This is a genomic window from Amycolatopsis sp. FBCC-B4732, assembly GCF_023008405.1.
Lineage (GTDB): Bacteria > Actinomycetota > Actinomycetes > Mycobacteriales > Pseudonocardiaceae > Amycolatopsis > Amycolatopsis pretoriensis_A.
The window spans coordinates 5,384,509-5,398,951 of sequence record NZ_CP095376.1 but is presented as its reverse complement, the minus strand read 5'-3'; the positions used below and the strand labels follow the sequence as shown (position 1 = coordinate 5,398,951).

Here is a 14,443-nt window from a genome sequence, read left to right as displayed (position 1 = left end):
GTCGAGATCGGCCCACCCGTCCTGACATCATCGGGGCGTCATCGTCCGCCCCTTCACGAGCCAGGCGACGCCGAAGGCCCACACCGCCGCGCTCTCCAGCCACAGTGCCGGGTGCCAGCCGGGCAGCAGCCGCAGCCAGCTGGTCAGCGCGATCAGCGCCAGCGCGGCCAGGATCACCGCGCCGCAGACGCGGTAGACGATCCCGGTGCCCGGGGACTGCTCGCCGTCGTGGGGGAACAGGCGCAGGCAGAAGTAGGCCAGCGCGAGGAAGAACACCGCGGCGAACACGAGGTGCAGCACACCCGACGTCCGGTCCCAGGCCGTCACGTCGTGGTCCGGGGTGGTCGGGAACAACGCGAGCCCGATCGCCCCGAGACCGGCGACGCTGCTGACGACGTTGTCGGCGAAGTCGTGGCCGTAGTAGGCGAGCAGGAACACCCCGGCCGCGCACATCGAGCCGACGAAGACGTCGCGGACGTCGGTGTAGTAGTAGCCGCTGAGGGAGCCGATCAGGTCACCGCCCTGGACGAGCTGCTTGCCGAAGATGAGGACGAACGGGAGGGCCAGGCCGATGAGCCCGATGGCCCGCCGCAGGAACAGGTACGAGTGGACGAGGGTGCTTTGCGGGGATCGGGTCGCCGTGGTCATCGCCGCCTCCGGGGGTCGCTACCCGGTTCATCGGCGTTTTCGCGGCGGTGTTTGAGGCCCGTTACCGCGAGGACGCCCGGATCGCGGCTGATCGTTACCCGGCAGGCGTCAGTAGTTCTTCTGGCAGACCGACGCGGACTGGTAACAGTTGGCGTAGTGCATGATCTTGTGCCCGGTGTCGGTCAGCCGGACGATCACGTGGTCGATCCCGCCGGGCACGGTCGTGGACAGCGACAGCGGGTTGGGGTACGTCCAGGTTTCGTTCACGCCGCTGTCCGCGCAGTCGCTGTCGGTGAACGACGGCGTCATCTTGGTCGAGCCCTGGTAGCCGGCGATGTCCAGGGAATAGCATTCCCCGGCCTTCACGAAGACCTGGCGACCGGTGATGGTGACCGTCCGCAAGGACGTCGACCAGCTGAGGTCTCCCCAGGTCGAGGTGGCCAAGCCGCCGGTGCTGTGGTTGACGTCCACCTTGTAGCCGGCCGGCGCGGCCGAGGCCACCCCCGCGGTCGCCGTGGCGACCACCGCCGTGATCCCCAGTGCCGCGCCGATCCGAGCGATGGTGCGCATTTCTCTCTCCTCCGGTCGAGCGAACCGCTTCTTGCGGGGCGGACACGCTCCACCGGGACCCGCGGTTGAGGCGGGCGGACCGGATCACCCGGACGGACGCACGCCCAGGTGTGCCAGCCAGCCACCCTTCGCCGAAATGTCCTCCGCCCCTTCCGTCGCCGCCGGTTCGCACAGGAAGCCCGGCACCGACGTATGGTCCGCCAGCTCCACCTTCCCGATCGCCAGCGGCGCCGGGATCCGCGAGACGAACTCGCCGAAGCCCCGCACCGGCAGCTCCCACACCTCCGCCGCGATCGCGACACCGCCGTCAGCGACCCGCACCAGGCCCGGCTTCGGTGGCACGGTGTCCAGCGCGAACAACCGGTACGACGCCGACGTGGAAACCGGCGAGACGAACCGCCCGCCGCGAGAAGTCAGCTCGTGGTTGAGCGGCTGGCCGCGCAGGTGCGCTCCGACCACCACGATCGGCACCCGCTCATCGCGCAGCCCGGCCAGCGCGGCCAGCTTCAGGTCGTCGTGCGGGGCGCCGACCAGCATCACGCCGAACGGCCGCCCGGCCACGGTGCCGGCCGGGATCGCCAGTGCGGACAGGCCGAACAGGTTGGTGGAGTTGGTGAACCGGCCCAGGCGGGCGTTGACCGCGACCGGGTCCGCGGCCACCTCGGCGATCGTGGGGTGCTCGGTCGTCGTCGGGAACAGCAGCGCGTCGACGCCGGCCAGCGCGGCCAGTGCTTCGGCGCGCAACCCGGCCAGCTTCGCCTGGTCCGCGAACAGCCGGTGCGCGGGGATGTCGCGGGCGCCGGTGATGATGCCGTGCACCACCGGGTCGACGGACTCCGGGTGCGCGTCCAGGAATTCGCCGACCGCCGTGTAGCGCTCGGCCACGAAAGCGCCGCCGTACAACAACTGCGCGGCTTCCAAGAAGGCCGACGTGTCCACAGTGGCCACTTCGGCGCCCGCCGCGGCGTAGGCTTCGGCGGTGGCCGCGAAGGCGTCCGCCCAGCCGTCGGCGAGGGGACCCAGGTGGCCGGGCACGCCCAGCCGGAACCGTCCCGTGTGGACCTGCGCGGGCTCGGCCAGGCAGGTCAGCGCGAACGACGCCTCCTCGACCGTCCGCGCGAACAGCGACACGCAGTCGATGCTCGCGCACGCGGGCACCACGCCCTCGGCCGGCAGCAGCCCGGGCGTCGGCTTGAGCCCGACGATCCCGTTGAACGCCGCCGGCACCCGGCCCGATCCCGCGGTGTCGGTGCCCAGGGCCAGGTCGACGATCCCCAGCGCCACCGCCACCGCGGACCCCGAACTCGACCCGCCGGAGACGTACGCGGGGTCGACGGCGTTGCGCACCGCGCCGTACGGGCTGCGCGTCCCGACCAGGCCGGTCGCGAACTGGTCCAGGTTGGTCGTGCCGAGCACCAGCGCGCCGGCCTCCCGCAGCCGCGCGACGACCGGGGCGTCGGCTTCCGGCTTGTACGCGTACGCCGGGCAGCCCGCCGTCGTCGGCAGCCCGGCGACGTCGATGTTGCCCTTGACCGCGACGAGCTTGCCGTACAGCGGCCGCCCGCGTGCTTCCAGCGCGGCGGCCTCGGCCAGCATGTCGGCTTCGGACCGCAAGTCGATCCAGATCTCCGGCCGGTCCACCTGCTCGATCCGGCGGTACGCCGCCCGCACCCGCTCGACGAGGCTCATCCGAGCACCACCAACGGCGTTCCGGGCGCCACCTGGTCGCCGGGGGACACGAGCACTTCGACCACCTCACCGCTCGCCGGCGCGGGGATCCGCGCCTCCGTCTTCATCGCTTCCAGTGTCACCAGCGACTGCGCGTCCTCGACGCGCTCGCCCGCGCTGACGTCGACCCGCCACACGGTCGCCGCGAAGGGCGCCTCGACGACGTGCCCGCCCGGCGGTGCCTCGACGCGCGCCGGGGGCCGGGTGACCGGCTCCGGCTTCGGGTCGAACTCGCCCGCCGCGGCCCACGCCTTCCGCTCCGCCTCGAACGCGGCCGCCTGCGTCGCCCGGAACGCCGAGATGCTGTCGGCGTTGGCCGCCAGGAACTCCTCGTAGTCGGCCAGCGCGAAGGTGCCTTCGGTCGTGTCGAGCGCCAGCTGGCCGGAAGCGCTCTGCGCGCGCAGGTCCAGGAGTTCCTCGGCGGACACCGGGTACCAGGAGATCCGGTCGAAGAACCGCAGGCACCACGGCTGGTCGCCGCCGTGCCAGCTGTTCCACACCTGCGTGGTCCGCCCGACGAACTGGTAGCCGCCCGGGCCTTCCATGCCGTAGATGCAGAGGTAGGCGCCGCCGATGCCGACGGAGTTCTCCGCCGTCCACGTCCGCGCCGGGTTGTACTTCGTCGTGACCAGGCGGTGGCGCGGGTCGAGCGGCGTCGCGACCGGCGCGCCGAGGTAGACGTCGCCGAGGCCCAGCACCAGGTATTCGGCGTCGAACACCGTCCGGTACACATCATCCACACTGGACAGACCGTTGACGCGCCGGATGAACTCGATGTTCCACGGGCACCACGGCGCGTCGTCGCGGACGCCCGTCATGTACCGCTCGATCGCCTCGCGCGTGGCCGGGTCGTCCCACGACAGCGGCAGCCGGACGCGGCGGCTGGGCACCACGAGGTCGTGCGTGGGCGGCAGGTCCCGTTCCAGCTCCCGCACCAGCCCGAGCGCCTTGCCGACCGGCAGCGCGTCCGGGTCGACGTGCACCTGCAGCGACCGGATGCCCGGCGTCAGGTCGACGATCCCCGGCACACCTTCGGCCGCGAGCCGCTCCGCGAGCGCGTGCACCCGCATCCGCAGCGCCAGGTCGAGCTTCATCTCGCCGTACTCGACGAGCAGGTTGTCGTCCCCGCTGCGGCGGTAGGTGACCGGTGGCTCTCCGTCCGTAGCGGACAGTCGCGCGAGGACGCCGCCGTCGTCGCGCGCGGGCCGGCTCGGCTCGACCGCCGTCGCGGGCCGGGTCCGCAGCGCCGCCGCGTGGTCGGTGCCGATCGGCACGAACCGCACGGTGTCGCCCGGGCGCAGCTGCCCGAGCTTCCACCGCTCGCCGGTGGCGACCGTCGCCGGGCAGACGAACCCGCCCAGGCTGGGCCCGTCCGGGCCGAGCAGGATCGGCAGGTCGCCGGTGTAGTCGACGGCGCCGATCGCGTACGGCGTGTCGTGGATGTTCGACGGGTGCAGGCCGGCCTCACCGCCATCCGGCCGCGCCCACTTCGGCCGTGGGCCGACGAGACGGACGCCGGTGCGGGCCGAGTTGAAGTGCACCTGCCAGTCGGTGGCGTAGAAGGTGTCGACGTCCTCCGGGGTGAAGAACTCCGGTGCCGCGTGCGGTCCTTCGAGCGCGCCGATCGTCCAGCGGCCGGCGAAGCCCGGCCGGTCGGCGACCGGGCCCACCACGGGATCCGCGGGCGCCGGGCCGGGCCGCAGGACGTCGCCCGCGGCCAGCGCGCGGCCGCCGTGGCCGCCGAACTTCCCGAGGGTGAACGTCGCCGCGCTGCCGAGGAACGCCGGGACGTCGATGCCGCCGCGGACGAGCACGTAGCTGCGCAACCCGGCCGTGCACGCGCGGACGTCCAGGGTGGCTCCGGCGGGTACTTCGACCGGTGCCCACAACGGTGCTTCGGTGCCGTCGACGAGGACGGTCGTCGGCGCGCCGGTGACGCACACCTGCGTGGCGTGCGAGAACCGCAGCGTGACACCGTCCACAGTGCACTCCAGGCCGGGCGCGCCCTCGGGGTTGCCGAGGGCGAGGTTGCCCAGCCGCAGCGAAAGGTCGTCCATCGGGCCGCTCGGCGGTACCCCGACGGCCCAGAACCCGGTGCGGCCCGGCCAGTCCTGCACGGTGGTCATCGTTCCGCCGCGCACGACGTCGATCTGCGGCTCGTCGTCCGCGATGTCGTCCAAAGTGGACGTGTCGTGGGCGGCCGAGCCGAACGCCGCGTCGGCGGCCGCCGCGCGCAGCTGCCCGAGGTTGGTCCGGACGCCGTCGACGCGGGTCGCGGCGAGCGCGTCGCGGAGGTTCGCCAGCGCGGCCGCGCGGTCGGTGCCGGTGCAGATCACCTTGGCCAGCAACGGGTCGTAGTGCGTGGTCACGGTGGTGCCCGGCTCGACCCAGGTGTCCACCCGGGCGCCGGCCGGGAACTCCGCCCGCGTCACGAGCCCGGAGCTGGGCCGGTGCCCGGCGTTCGGGTCCTCGGCGTACACGCGGGCTTCGACGGCGTGGCCGCGCGCGACCGGCGTCGCGCGGAACATCGCGCGGTCGCCCTGGGCGAGCCGCAGCATCCAGGCGACCAGGTCGACGCCGTACACCGCCTCGGTGACCGGGTGCTCGACCTGCAGCCGGGTGTTGACCTCGAGGAACGCCGCCTCGCCGCGGCCGGGGTCGTAGACGTACTCGACCGTGCCCGCCGAGCGGTACCGGACCGACGAGCACAGCGCGACGGCCGATTCGACGAGCTGCCTGCGGACTGTCTCCGGCAAGTCCGGCGCCGGGCACTCCTCGACGACCTTCTGGTTGCGCCGCTGCAGCGAGCAGTCCCGCGTGCCCAGCGCCATGACTTCGCCGAAGCCGTCGCCGAACACCTGGACCTCGACGTGCCGCGCGCGGGTCACCAGCCGTTCCAGGAAGACGCCGGAACTGGCGAAGCTCTTGGCCGCGACACTGCGGACGGTGTCCCAGGCGGTGCGCAGTTCTTCGGGGGAGGCGCAGGCACGCATGCCGATGCCGCCCCCGCCGCCGGTCGCCTTGAGCATCACCGGGTAGCCGATGTCGTCCGCGCGCGCCAGTGCCTCGTCCACATCGGCCAGCAGGCCGGTGCCGGCCAGCAGCGGCACGCCCGCCGCGATCGCCGCCTCGCGCGCGGTGTGCTTGCTGCCGAACACTTCCAGGTGCTCCGGCGACGGACCGGCGAACGCGATCCCGGCGTCTTCGCAGGCTCGCGCGAACGCCGCGTCCTCCGAGAGGAAGCCGTAGCCGGGGTGGATCGCGTCGCAGCTGGTGTCGAGGGCGGCCTGGACGATCGCGCCGGCCCGCAGGTAGCTCTCCGCCGCGGGGGCCGGACCGAGCCGCACGGCCCGGTCGGCGAGCCGCACGTGCGGCGACAGGCGGTCGGCGTCGGAGTACACAGCGACCGTTTCGAGCCCCAGTTCCCGGGCGCTGCGGAGGATCCGGACCGCGATCTCGCCGCGGTTGGCGACGAGCAGCCTCACTCGCCGCCCCCGGCCGAGGTGACGATCATGCGCACCGGCGTCGGGTCGAACCCGTTGCAGGGGTTGTTGATCTGCGGGCAGTTCGAGACCAGGACGAGCACGTCGGTCTCCGCGCGCAGCCGGACTTCCATTCCCGGCGCGGAAATGCCGTCGACGATGCCGAGCGTGCCGTCTTCTTCGACCGGCACGTTCATGTACCAGTTGACGTTGCTGACCAGGTCGCGCTTGCCCAGCCCCCACTTCGCGCCTTCGCTGAGGAAGTTCTCGACGCAGGCGTGCTGGTACCGGGTGTGCTGGCCGTAGCGGAGGCTGTTGGACTCCTTGCTGCACGCGCCGCCGAGCGTGTCGTGGCGGCCGCAGGTGTCGGCGACGACGGTGAGCAGCGGCGCGCTTTCCTGGGTGCGCAGCACGCTGCCGGTGGTGAGGAAGATGCTGCCCTGTGCGGCGATCGTCGCGGCCGCGCTGTAGCGCTTCGCCGTGTCGTTCGCGTCGTAGCAGAGGAAGTCGACGGCCTGGTTGCCGCCGAGGTCGACGATCGTCAGCTCCTGGCCCCGCTTGAGCACCGTGGAGAACGGCGCTCGCGCGGGCACGTCGAAGGTCAGCTCCAGCTGCGAACGGTACGCCGTGCTCATGCGATCCCCCGTGCGGTCAGGTAGTCGGCGGTGTTCTCGAACGCGCGCCGGGCTTCGGGTGAGTGCGTCCACTCCGGACTGTCCGGAGTGGAGGGACGGTCGCGCCAGGCGAGGACTTCGAGGTTCGTCGCGGTGTAGCCCGGGCGCGGGTCCACGGGGTGCGGCACGTTGGCGATCAGCACGATCGACGGGATTTCGATCCGCAGGTCGAGGGACTTCCCGGCGCCCGCGGAGCCGGTGAACTCCAGTGCGCCTTCGGGCTGGACGCGCACGCCCTGGAAGAACGACAGGCTCGGCGGCAGATCACGCGGCCCGAGCCCGTTCTTCGCCGCGGCCAGGGTGAACAGCGGCAGACCGGCGGGGGAGGGGCCCTGCGGGGCGCCGTCGCCGTAGCGCTCGGTGTTGCCGTCCACAGTGGACGTACCGCAGAGCGCGTCGTGGCGGCCGCTGCCGTCTTCGACGATCGTCGCGAGCACGCGGGCCTGGTCGGACAGCAGCGCCACCTTCTCGCCGAGGTAGGCGTTCCACTGCACCTTCACCGTGTCGGCGACGTTCAGCCGTTCCCACGGCTGGTCGGCGTTGAACAGCAGCACGTGCGCGCAGGCGTCACCCTCGACGTCGGTCAGCCGCAGCCGGGTGCCCCGGGCCAGCACCTTGTGCGTGTACCCGCCGCCGGCGACGGTCTCGGCCCAGGTCAGCGCCTCGGGAGCCACCCCGGGCACGGTGCCCGGCCAGGTACTCGCCGGGATCGACGGCATCGTTTCGACCACGGTGCCGGCCTGGGCCCGGGCGTGGTCCCGGGCGCCGTAGGTGGTGGCGGTGGTGCTCATGGACGTCCTCTCAGATCGCGGGTTCGAGGGCGGGAGCGGGGCGCAGCCGCAGCCAGCAGAGCCAGCCGATCACCAGTGCGCCGCCGACGAACTCTATCGGGAACAAGAGCATCCAGGGGGCGCCCGAACCGGCGACGTCGTAGATCTCCGCACGCGGCCAGGCGATGTTCACGATCATGGCGACGCCGTAGAGCACGGCTGCGCCGTTCAGCGGAACACCCCGGCGGCCCAGGGAAAACCGGCCGGGTTCCGCGGGGAAGCGCCCGCGCAGCCTGGCGACCAGCAGCGGCCCGGTGACCAGCAGGTACGCCAGGTAGACGACGACCACCGACGTCCCGGTGATCGTGCTGAAGAGCGTCGGGTTGCCGACGTTGAGGAGCAGCAGCGCGATGGCGAGCGCGCCGGAGACGAGGGCGGGCGCGACCGGCGTCCCCGTGCGCGGATTCACCGACGAAAGTCGGGCGGCGGCGGGGAGAGCGCCGTCGCGGGCCATCGCGTAGAGGAGCCGGACGGTGCCGGTCTGGATGGTGAGGGTGCAGACCACGACGGCGACGGCGACGTCGGCGAGGAAGACGCGGCCGAGGGTGTCGCCGAAGACGGCGGTGATCACGTACGGCAGGCCGTGGCCGGCGAGCTGCCCGTCGGTGAGGCTGGGCGCGGCCATCAGCGCGGTGACGACCACGGCGAGCCCGCCGATCCCCGACACGAGCACGGCGCGCAGGACCGCGCGGGGCGCTGTCTTCCGTGCGTCCTTCGTTTCTTCGGCGACCGACGCGGCGGTGTCGAAGCCGTAGAGCACGTACGCGGCCATGAGCGCCGAAGCGAGCACGCCACTGATCCCCGCGCTCGTGCCGGGGGCGTCGTGCAGCACCACCTGCGGACCGCGGACGGCGAACAGCCCCAGCCCGGTGATCAGGACGACGACGCCGAGCAGCTCGGCCGCGACGCCGACGTCGTTGATCCGGGCCATCAGCCGGACGCCGCCGGCGTTGACGAGCGTGGTGAAGACGAGCAGGAGCGTGCCGAGGAGGACGGCGTTGGCCGCGCCCGACGGCGACGTCACCGATGGGTCGCCGCCGACGAGCTGGAAGCCGTCCCAGACCGAGGGCAGCACCACTTGCAGCGCGATCGCCGCGGCGGCGAGGGCGACGACGCAGCCGAGCAGCATCATCCAGCCGGCGAGCCAGCCGAGGAACCCCTTCGAGAGCTGTTTCGCCCATTGGTAAACGGATCCGGCGAGCGGGAAGCGCGCGGCGAGTTCGGCGAAGGTGAGTGCCACGAGCAGCTGGCCGCCGAGCACGACCGGCCACGTCCAGAAGAAGAGGGGGCCGCCGAAGGTGTAGCCGAAGCCGAAGAGCTGGAAGACGGTCGTGAGGATGGAGACGAAGGAGAAGCCGGCGGCGAAGGCGGAGAACCCGCCGAGCGACCGGCGGAGCTCCTGGCGGTAACCGAAGGCGGCGAGATCGTCGGGTGGCATGCGGTCTCCTTGTTTCGATCGTTTGACAGAAATTAGGGCCGCGGCGGGACTTCTCGATCTCCGGCTCGTTAGGGGTGCGTTAACGGCCGCGCCTTCGGGGCGTCAACAGCGACATGCGGGCGTAACCGGCCTCGGTGCGGGTGCCGCGGAGCCGGACCTGGCAAGATCACGCCCGTGGTCAAAGGGGCGGGAGTCGGCAGGCCGAGGGCGAGCGGAGCGGCGGCGAGCCGCCCGGACGCCCGCCAGGCGGTGCTCGACGCGGCGGGAGAGCTGTTCACCGGAGCCGGCTACGCGGCGACGACGACCCGCGCGATCGCGGAGCGCGCGGGCTTGAGGCAGGCGTCGCTCTACTACCACTTCCCGGCGAAGGAAGACATCCTCGCGGCGTTGCTGGCGGAGACGGTCCGGCCGTCGTTGGACTTGGCGGCCCGCCTGGTGGGTGCTCCGGGCCCGGCGGCGGTGCGGCTGTGGGCGCTGGCGTACGCGGACATCGGCTTGCTCGGTGGGGCGCGGCACAACCTGGGCGCGTTGTACTTGCTGCCGGAGGTGGCTTCGCCGAACCTGGCCCGCTTCCGCGCGGAGCGAGCGGACCTGAAGGCGGCTTACGGCAGCCTGGTGGCGGCTTCGGGGGTGGCCGCGGAGTCGGTGGCCATCCGGACGGACCTGGTGTTCGGGCTGGTGGAGAGCATCGCGGTGGTCCGCCGGGACGACCCGTCGTTGGACGTCGAGGCGCATGTCCGTGAGGGAGCCGACGGGGTGGTGCGCCTGGTCGGGGCGGGTGAGCCGTCGGACGAGCTGCGGGCGGCGGCCCACACGCTGCTGGCGACTCTGGCGGACTGACCGGTTCAGAGGTCCTGGAGATCTTGTAGCGTGCGGATTCCCAGCTGGATCGACTGAGCGCCAATGCGGAGCGGCTGGAGGGCTGCGCGTAGCGGCGCGCTTCTTTTCTCGAGCGCGTACGCACTGCGGAGGTATTCGGCGATTGTCTTCTCCATGGTCTGGAGCTCGTCGAGCGCCGGGACGAAGGCCTCCTGCTCCTTACGAGCCTGAGCCGCCATTTCCGGGCTGCCGTGGGAGGCCACGAACGCCAGGTAAGAGCGCATGATCGTGTCAGTTTCAGCGACTGTCGCTTCGAAATCAGTGCCGGCCTTCTGCATGCTCACGGACAACGGTTTGATCGTGTCGGCGGTGCGGGCGATTCGTTCCTTGGCGGCGTCCGGAGATGTGACGTCGATGTCGGCGGCGGCCTGGTTCATCTCTGCGGTGATGCCGCCGAGAGAAACCGTGATGGTGTCGAGTTGCTGCCCGAGCAGTCGGGCGACCTGTTCGAGACGATTTCTGTGCTCCTGGAACCCGGGTAGGCCCCCGTCGCCTGTGCGTGCGGGTTCCGGTTCCGACAGGCGCTCCAATTGGTTTTCGGCCGATTGGATCGCCTTGATCAGCTTCTTGGCCACGGCGGCCATGGTCCTGCGCCACGCGGTCGTTCCCGATCCGGCGAGGACAGCCTCCTCGATGTCGATGTGCTGCAACTTCTCGATGATCCGGACGTTCGCGTCGTCACTGTTCTCGGTGATGAGGTCGCGCCCCAGGATGATCAAGGGCAGGATGAGCTGCGTGAGCCCGAGTTCGTTGGCCTTGGCGTAGAACGCGGTGAGTTCTTCGCGGCAGGCGCTGCTGTTGTAGAAGTAGTTCATCGTGACGGCCGGGATTAAAACCATCGCGGCGTCGAGCCCGTCTTGGATCTTGGCGCGCCAGTCTTCACCCCAGCCGATGCTCTCACGATCCACGAAGATCTCGATCTTGCGGCCGTGCGCCGCGGCGCAGAATTGCTCAATGGACGCTTTCAGCGGGGTCACGAAATTCAGGAGGCCGTCGTCCGCGTGCGTGAAGCTGAGGAAGCACTGGACAGCGGGCTGGTCGGCAATAAAGTCGGTCATCGAGCTCGCTTTCGCAGAAATCGCGGAACTCCGGCCAGGGTAAGTCGGCCCGTGACCGATTCGCGGCAGCGGCCCGGAACTGTCCCGCGTCAGGAAGCCGTAGCCTGCAACGCCTTGCTCAACGCCGAAGCCGTCAGCTCCACCTGCCACGGCCGTGCCCCGCCCGCGCGCAGCACCGCAGCCACCGAGTCTTCGTCCGTCTCCGCCGGTGGGCGCCAGCACGTGCGGCGTACCAGGTCCGGCAGCAGCAGGTTCTCCACCGGCAACCGGCGGTCCTCCGCGATCGCCGTCAGCGCCGCGCGCGCCGCCGACAGGCGGGCCGCCGCGTCCGGGTCCTTGTCCGCCCAGCGGTTCACCGGGGGCGGGCCGTCCGTCGGCTGGGACGGTGACGGGAGTTCGGACGCCGGGAGCGCGCGGGCCGCCTGCAGGTGGCGCAGCCAGCTCGCCGTGTACTTGCGCTGGACGCGGCCGCTGAAGACCGGCAGCGCCTGAAGATCTTCGACCGTCTTCGGGTCGGCCGTCACCGCGTTGACGATCGCGCTGTCCGGGAGGATGCGGCTCGGGGCCCGGTCGCGCTTGCGGGCGAGCTCGTCGCGGGCCTGCCACAGCTCGCGGACCGCCGCCAGGCCGCGGGGGTTGCGGATCTTGTGGACGCCGGACGTCCGGCGCCACGGCTCGGCCCGCGGGGCCGGCGGCGGGGCCAGGCGCACGTTCTCGAACTCCTGCCGCGCCCACTCCAGCTTGCCCTGGGCGCCCAGCTCCGCCTCCAGCTTTTCGCGCAGCTGGATGAGCAGCTCGACGTCGAGGGCCGCGTAGTTGAGCCAGTCGACCGGCAGCGGCCGCTTCGACCAGTCCGCCGCGCTGTGCCCCTTTTCGAGGGTGTAGCCGAGCAGCAGCTCGACCAGCGTCCCGAGCGCGACGCGTTCGTAGCCCGCCAGCCGGCCGGCCAGCTCGGTGTCGAACAGCTCCGCCGGGTGCAGGCCCAGCTCGGCGAGGCAGGGGAGGTCCTGGGAGGCCGCGTGCAGCACCCACTCCAGGTCGTTGAGGACTTCGCGCAGCGGGGCGAGGTCGTCGGCCAGTGCGATCGGGTCGATCAGCACCGTGCCGGAACCCTCGCGGCGCAACTGCACGAGGTAGGCCTTGGGCCAGTACCGGTAGCCGGACGCGCGTTCGGTGTCGACGGCGACCGCGCCGGTGCCCGCGGCGAGTCGCGCGCAGGCCTCGGCCAGCGCGGACGGTTCGGTGATCACCGGGGGCGTGCCCTCGGCGGGTTCTCGTAGCAGCACAGGGCCGCCCGTGGACTCGATCTCCATCCCGGTGTCCTCGGCCTCTGCACTTCCCATAACTGACGACCCTACGGGACGGGCGTACCGCGCCTGGTCCGCCCGCCCCGCAGGGAGGTTCGCCTGTGTCAGCGGATCACGCCGGCCCGCATGGCCAGCGCCACCATCTGAGCCCGGTCGCCCGTGCCGAGCTTGCGCCCGATCCGGGACAGGTGGGACTTGACGGTGAGAGCGGAGAGCGAAAGCTCCTCGCCGATCTCCTTGTTGGACTGTCCGTCGGCGACCAGCTGGAGCACCTCCACCTCACGAGCGGACAGCTCGCGCGGGGTGTTGTCGGTGCCCGCGACGCGGGTCCCGGTGGCCAGCACCGGAGCCACGCTCGGGTCGGCGTAGACGCCGCCCTCGAGCACACGCCGCACGCCATCGGTCACGACGACCGGTGACGCGGACTTCAGCAGGTACGCCTGGGCCCCGGCCTGGAAGGCCGAGCGGACCGCGTACGGGTCGTCCGAGGATGCGAGTACCACCACGCGCGGCCAGCCGTGGCTACGAAGTTCCGTAACCAGCTCGATGCCGCTGCCGTCCGGCAGTCCGAGATCGAGGATCGCCAGGTCACAAGGCCCTGTGGCCTGTGCTCGCGCCCTCGCCTCGGCCACCGTGGCGGCTTCGTGGACGGTCCCCGCACCCATCTGTGCGAGTCTTGCTGCGATTGCCTCCCTCAACAGCGGGTGGTCGTCGACCACTAATACCGAAAAGAGCTCTTCCCGCGGGTGCGGAACCATGCTCGCCGGCAAGGCGCCGGCTGGCGTGGATCGGACGGCCTGAGAAATGCCGACGGTAGCCACGTCACTACCTCCCTGGAGTCGGTCGTGCCCCCCGACCGGCACCGGGACCTTCGGCCGTTCAGCCGCGCCAGCTTTAGACCGAAAGTGGTGTCGTCGAAGGCACTGTAGCCGCCCTGAGGCCGTTGCGGGGGGATCGAATGGGTATCTATCTCAAACGAACAGTCACTCAGTGGGTTCGTAGTAACACGATCGGGCTAGTACACGGCCGGTTGTTAACGGATAGCCCAGCGAACACGATGCAAAGAAGTTGCCGACGGCCAAATGGCCGTGCAGATGGGGTGTGCAGCTGCCGGTGCGCCTAGTGACGAGGGGCCGGATGGGCGCGGGCCACCCCCGGAATGTGCCTCCGGCCGGGGCATGATCAACGGTGCGGAGCGGGGTCGGCGGGGCTCGCCGAGGCCGTGGGGTGTGACTGTCCGTGTCGATCACCGGGGTCGGATCGGCCCAGTGCCGCCGAGTTGATCTTGTTGCGGTGCGTGACCGCGCGGAGTCACTAACGAGGAGACGTGAAACGGCCTCAGGGCCGTCGGCCGGGGGCGGGGGTGTCCGTGATCGTTCGACGCTGTTCCGGGCGCACAGGGGCGCTTCAGGGGGCCGGAAAGACGTGAACGGCGTTCAGTGGATGTGAAATTTGCTCACATCGGTACAAGGCGGCTCGCCGGGGACGGCTCGCGCCGGTGCACCGTTGCCGATTCGTTGCCGATGATCGCCCGATCGCCGCGGGCCCCCAGAAGCTCCGGGGCGTGGCACTTGTCATGAACGGGTCGTTCATCGCGTCCGGCGTGGGGAAAGGGTCGTTCATGACAGTCCGGCTGTGCCGAGATCCGGTGTCCCCCGCCGGAGGAGAGTGCCGATGATCGTCCGGGCCTTCAGGAGCTCCGGGGCGTGGCTCTTGTCATGAACGGGTCGTTCATCGCGTCCGGCGTGGGGAAAGGGTCGTTCATGACAGTCCGGCTGTGCCGAGATCCGGTGTCCCACGCCGGAGGAGAGTGCCGATGATCGTCCGGG

11 protein-coding genes are annotated in these 14,443 nt (G+C 71.2%); 1 reads left to right on the top strand and 10 read right to left on the bottom strand.

Going from position 1 to position 14,443, the window contains the following annotated elements; all coding sequences use genetic code 11:
• Positions 1–27: 27 nt before the first annotated feature.
• From MUY14_RS23215 to MUY14_RS23185, 7 genes are all read right to left on the bottom strand, one after another.
• Positions 28–648 (bottom strand): DUF998 domain-containing protein, encoded by a 621-nt coding sequence (locus tag MUY14_RS23215; protein WP_247011786.1) that lies wholly within the window; start codon positions 646–648, stop codon positions 28–30.
• Between the two features lie 108 nt (positions 649–756).
• The gene (locus tag MUY14_RS23210; protein ID WP_247011785.1) at positions 757–1,218 is read right to left on the bottom strand and encodes a hypothetical protein; all 462 of its coding nucleotides are present in this window, start codon (positions 1,216–1,218) and stop codon (positions 757–759) included.
• A gap of 84 nt (positions 1,219–1,302) precedes the next feature.
• Positions 1,303–2,907, bottom strand: coding sequence for an allophanate hydrolase (locus MUY14_RS23205; protein ID WP_247011784.1), 1,605 nt, complete (start codon positions 2,905–2,907; stop codon positions 1,303–1,305).
• Complete coding sequence (gene uca, locus MUY14_RS23200; protein ID WP_247011783.1) at positions 2,904–6,431, bottom strand: urea carboxylase; 3,528 nt, start codon at positions 6,429–6,431, stop codon at positions 2,904–2,906. The genes MUY14_RS23205 and uca overlap by 4 nt, the downstream gene beginning before the upstream one ends.
• Complete coding sequence (locus tag MUY14_RS23195; protein ID WP_247011782.1) at positions 6,428–7,063, bottom strand: urea amidolyase associated protein UAAP2; 636 nt, start codon at positions 7,061–7,063, stop codon at positions 6,428–6,430. The genes uca and MUY14_RS23195 overlap by 4 nt, the downstream gene beginning before the upstream one ends.
• The gene (locus MUY14_RS23190; protein ID WP_247011781.1) at positions 7,060–7,893 is read right to left on the bottom strand and encodes an urea amidolyase associated protein UAAP1; all 834 of its coding nucleotides are present in this window, start codon (positions 7,891–7,893) and stop codon (positions 7,060–7,062) included. The genes MUY14_RS23195 and MUY14_RS23190 overlap by 4 nt, the downstream gene beginning before the upstream one ends.
• A gap of 10 nt (positions 7,894–7,903) precedes the next feature.
• Entirely contained in the window at positions 7,904–9,370 is a 1,467-nt protein-coding gene (locus MUY14_RS23185) for an amino acid permease (RefSeq protein WP_247011780.1), read from the bottom strand.
• A 174-nt stretch (positions 9,371–9,544) separates the two neighbouring features.
• On the opposite strand from MUY14_RS23185, the gene MUY14_RS23180 reads away from it, so the two are divergent.
• Positions 9,545–10,210 carry a TetR/AcrR family transcriptional regulator gene (locus MUY14_RS23180; RefSeq protein WP_247011779.1) on the top strand — a complete coding sequence of 222 codons (666 nt, stop codon included), beginning with the start codon at positions 9,545–9,547 and terminating at the stop codon, positions 10,208–10,210.
• A gap of 5 nt (positions 10,211–10,215) precedes the next feature.
• On the opposite strand, the gene MUY14_RS23175 is transcribed toward MUY14_RS23180, so the two are convergent.
• The 3 genes from MUY14_RS23175 to MUY14_RS23165 form a co-directional block, all read right to left on the bottom strand.
• Positions 10,216–11,307 carry a toll/interleukin-1 receptor domain-containing protein gene (locus MUY14_RS23175; protein WP_247011777.1) on the bottom strand — a complete coding sequence of 364 codons (1,092 nt, stop codon included), beginning with the start codon at positions 11,305–11,307 and terminating at the stop codon, positions 10,216–10,218.
• A gap of 89 nt (positions 11,308–11,396) precedes the next feature.
• Complete coding sequence (locus tag MUY14_RS23170) at positions 11,397–12,620, bottom strand: HRDC domain-containing protein (protein ID WP_396126865.1); 1,224 nt, start codon at positions 12,618–12,620, stop codon at positions 11,397–11,399.
• A gap of 98 nt (positions 12,621–12,718) precedes the next feature.
• Entirely contained in the window at positions 12,719–13,435 is a 717-nt protein-coding gene (locus MUY14_RS23165) for a response regulator transcription factor (protein WP_033261886.1), read from the bottom strand.
• Between the last annotated feature and the right edge of the window lie 1,008 nt (positions 13,436–14,443).

What these genes read in the sequence shown, in the direction of transcription:
- MUY14_RS23215 (WP_247011786.1), bottom strand. Translation starts at nt 648, where the DNA reads ATGACCACGGCGACCCGATCCCCGCAAAGCACCCTCGTCCACTCGTAC.
- MUY14_RS23210 (WP_247011785.1), bottom strand. Translation starts at nt 1,218, where the DNA reads ATGCGCACCATCGCTCGGATCGGCGCGGCACTGGGGATCACGGCGGTG.
- MUY14_RS23205 (WP_247011784.1), bottom strand. Translation starts at nt 2,907, where the DNA reads ATGAGCCTCGTCGAGCGGGTGCGGGCGGCGTACCGCCGGATCGAGCAG.
- MUY14_RS23195 (WP_247011782.1), bottom strand. Translation starts at nt 7,063, where the DNA reads ATGAGCACGGCGTACCGTTCGCAGCTGGAGCTGACCTTCGACGTGCCC.
- MUY14_RS23190 (WP_247011781.1), bottom strand. Translation starts at nt 7,893, where the DNA reads ATGAGCACCACCGCCACCACCTACGGCGCCCGGGACCACGCCCGGGCC.
- MUY14_RS23185 (WP_247011780.1), bottom strand. Translation starts at nt 9,370, where the DNA reads ATGCCACCCGACGATCTCGCCGCCTTCGGTTACCGCCAGGAGCTCCGC.
- MUY14_RS23175 (WP_247011777.1), bottom strand. Translation starts at nt 11,307, where the DNA reads ATGACCGACTTTATTGCCGACCAGCCCGCTGTCCAGTGCTTCCTCAGC.
- MUY14_RS23170 (WP_396126865.1), bottom strand. Translation starts at nt 12,620, where the DNA reads ATGGAGATCGAGTCCACGGGCGGCCCTGTGCTGCTACGAGAACCCGCC.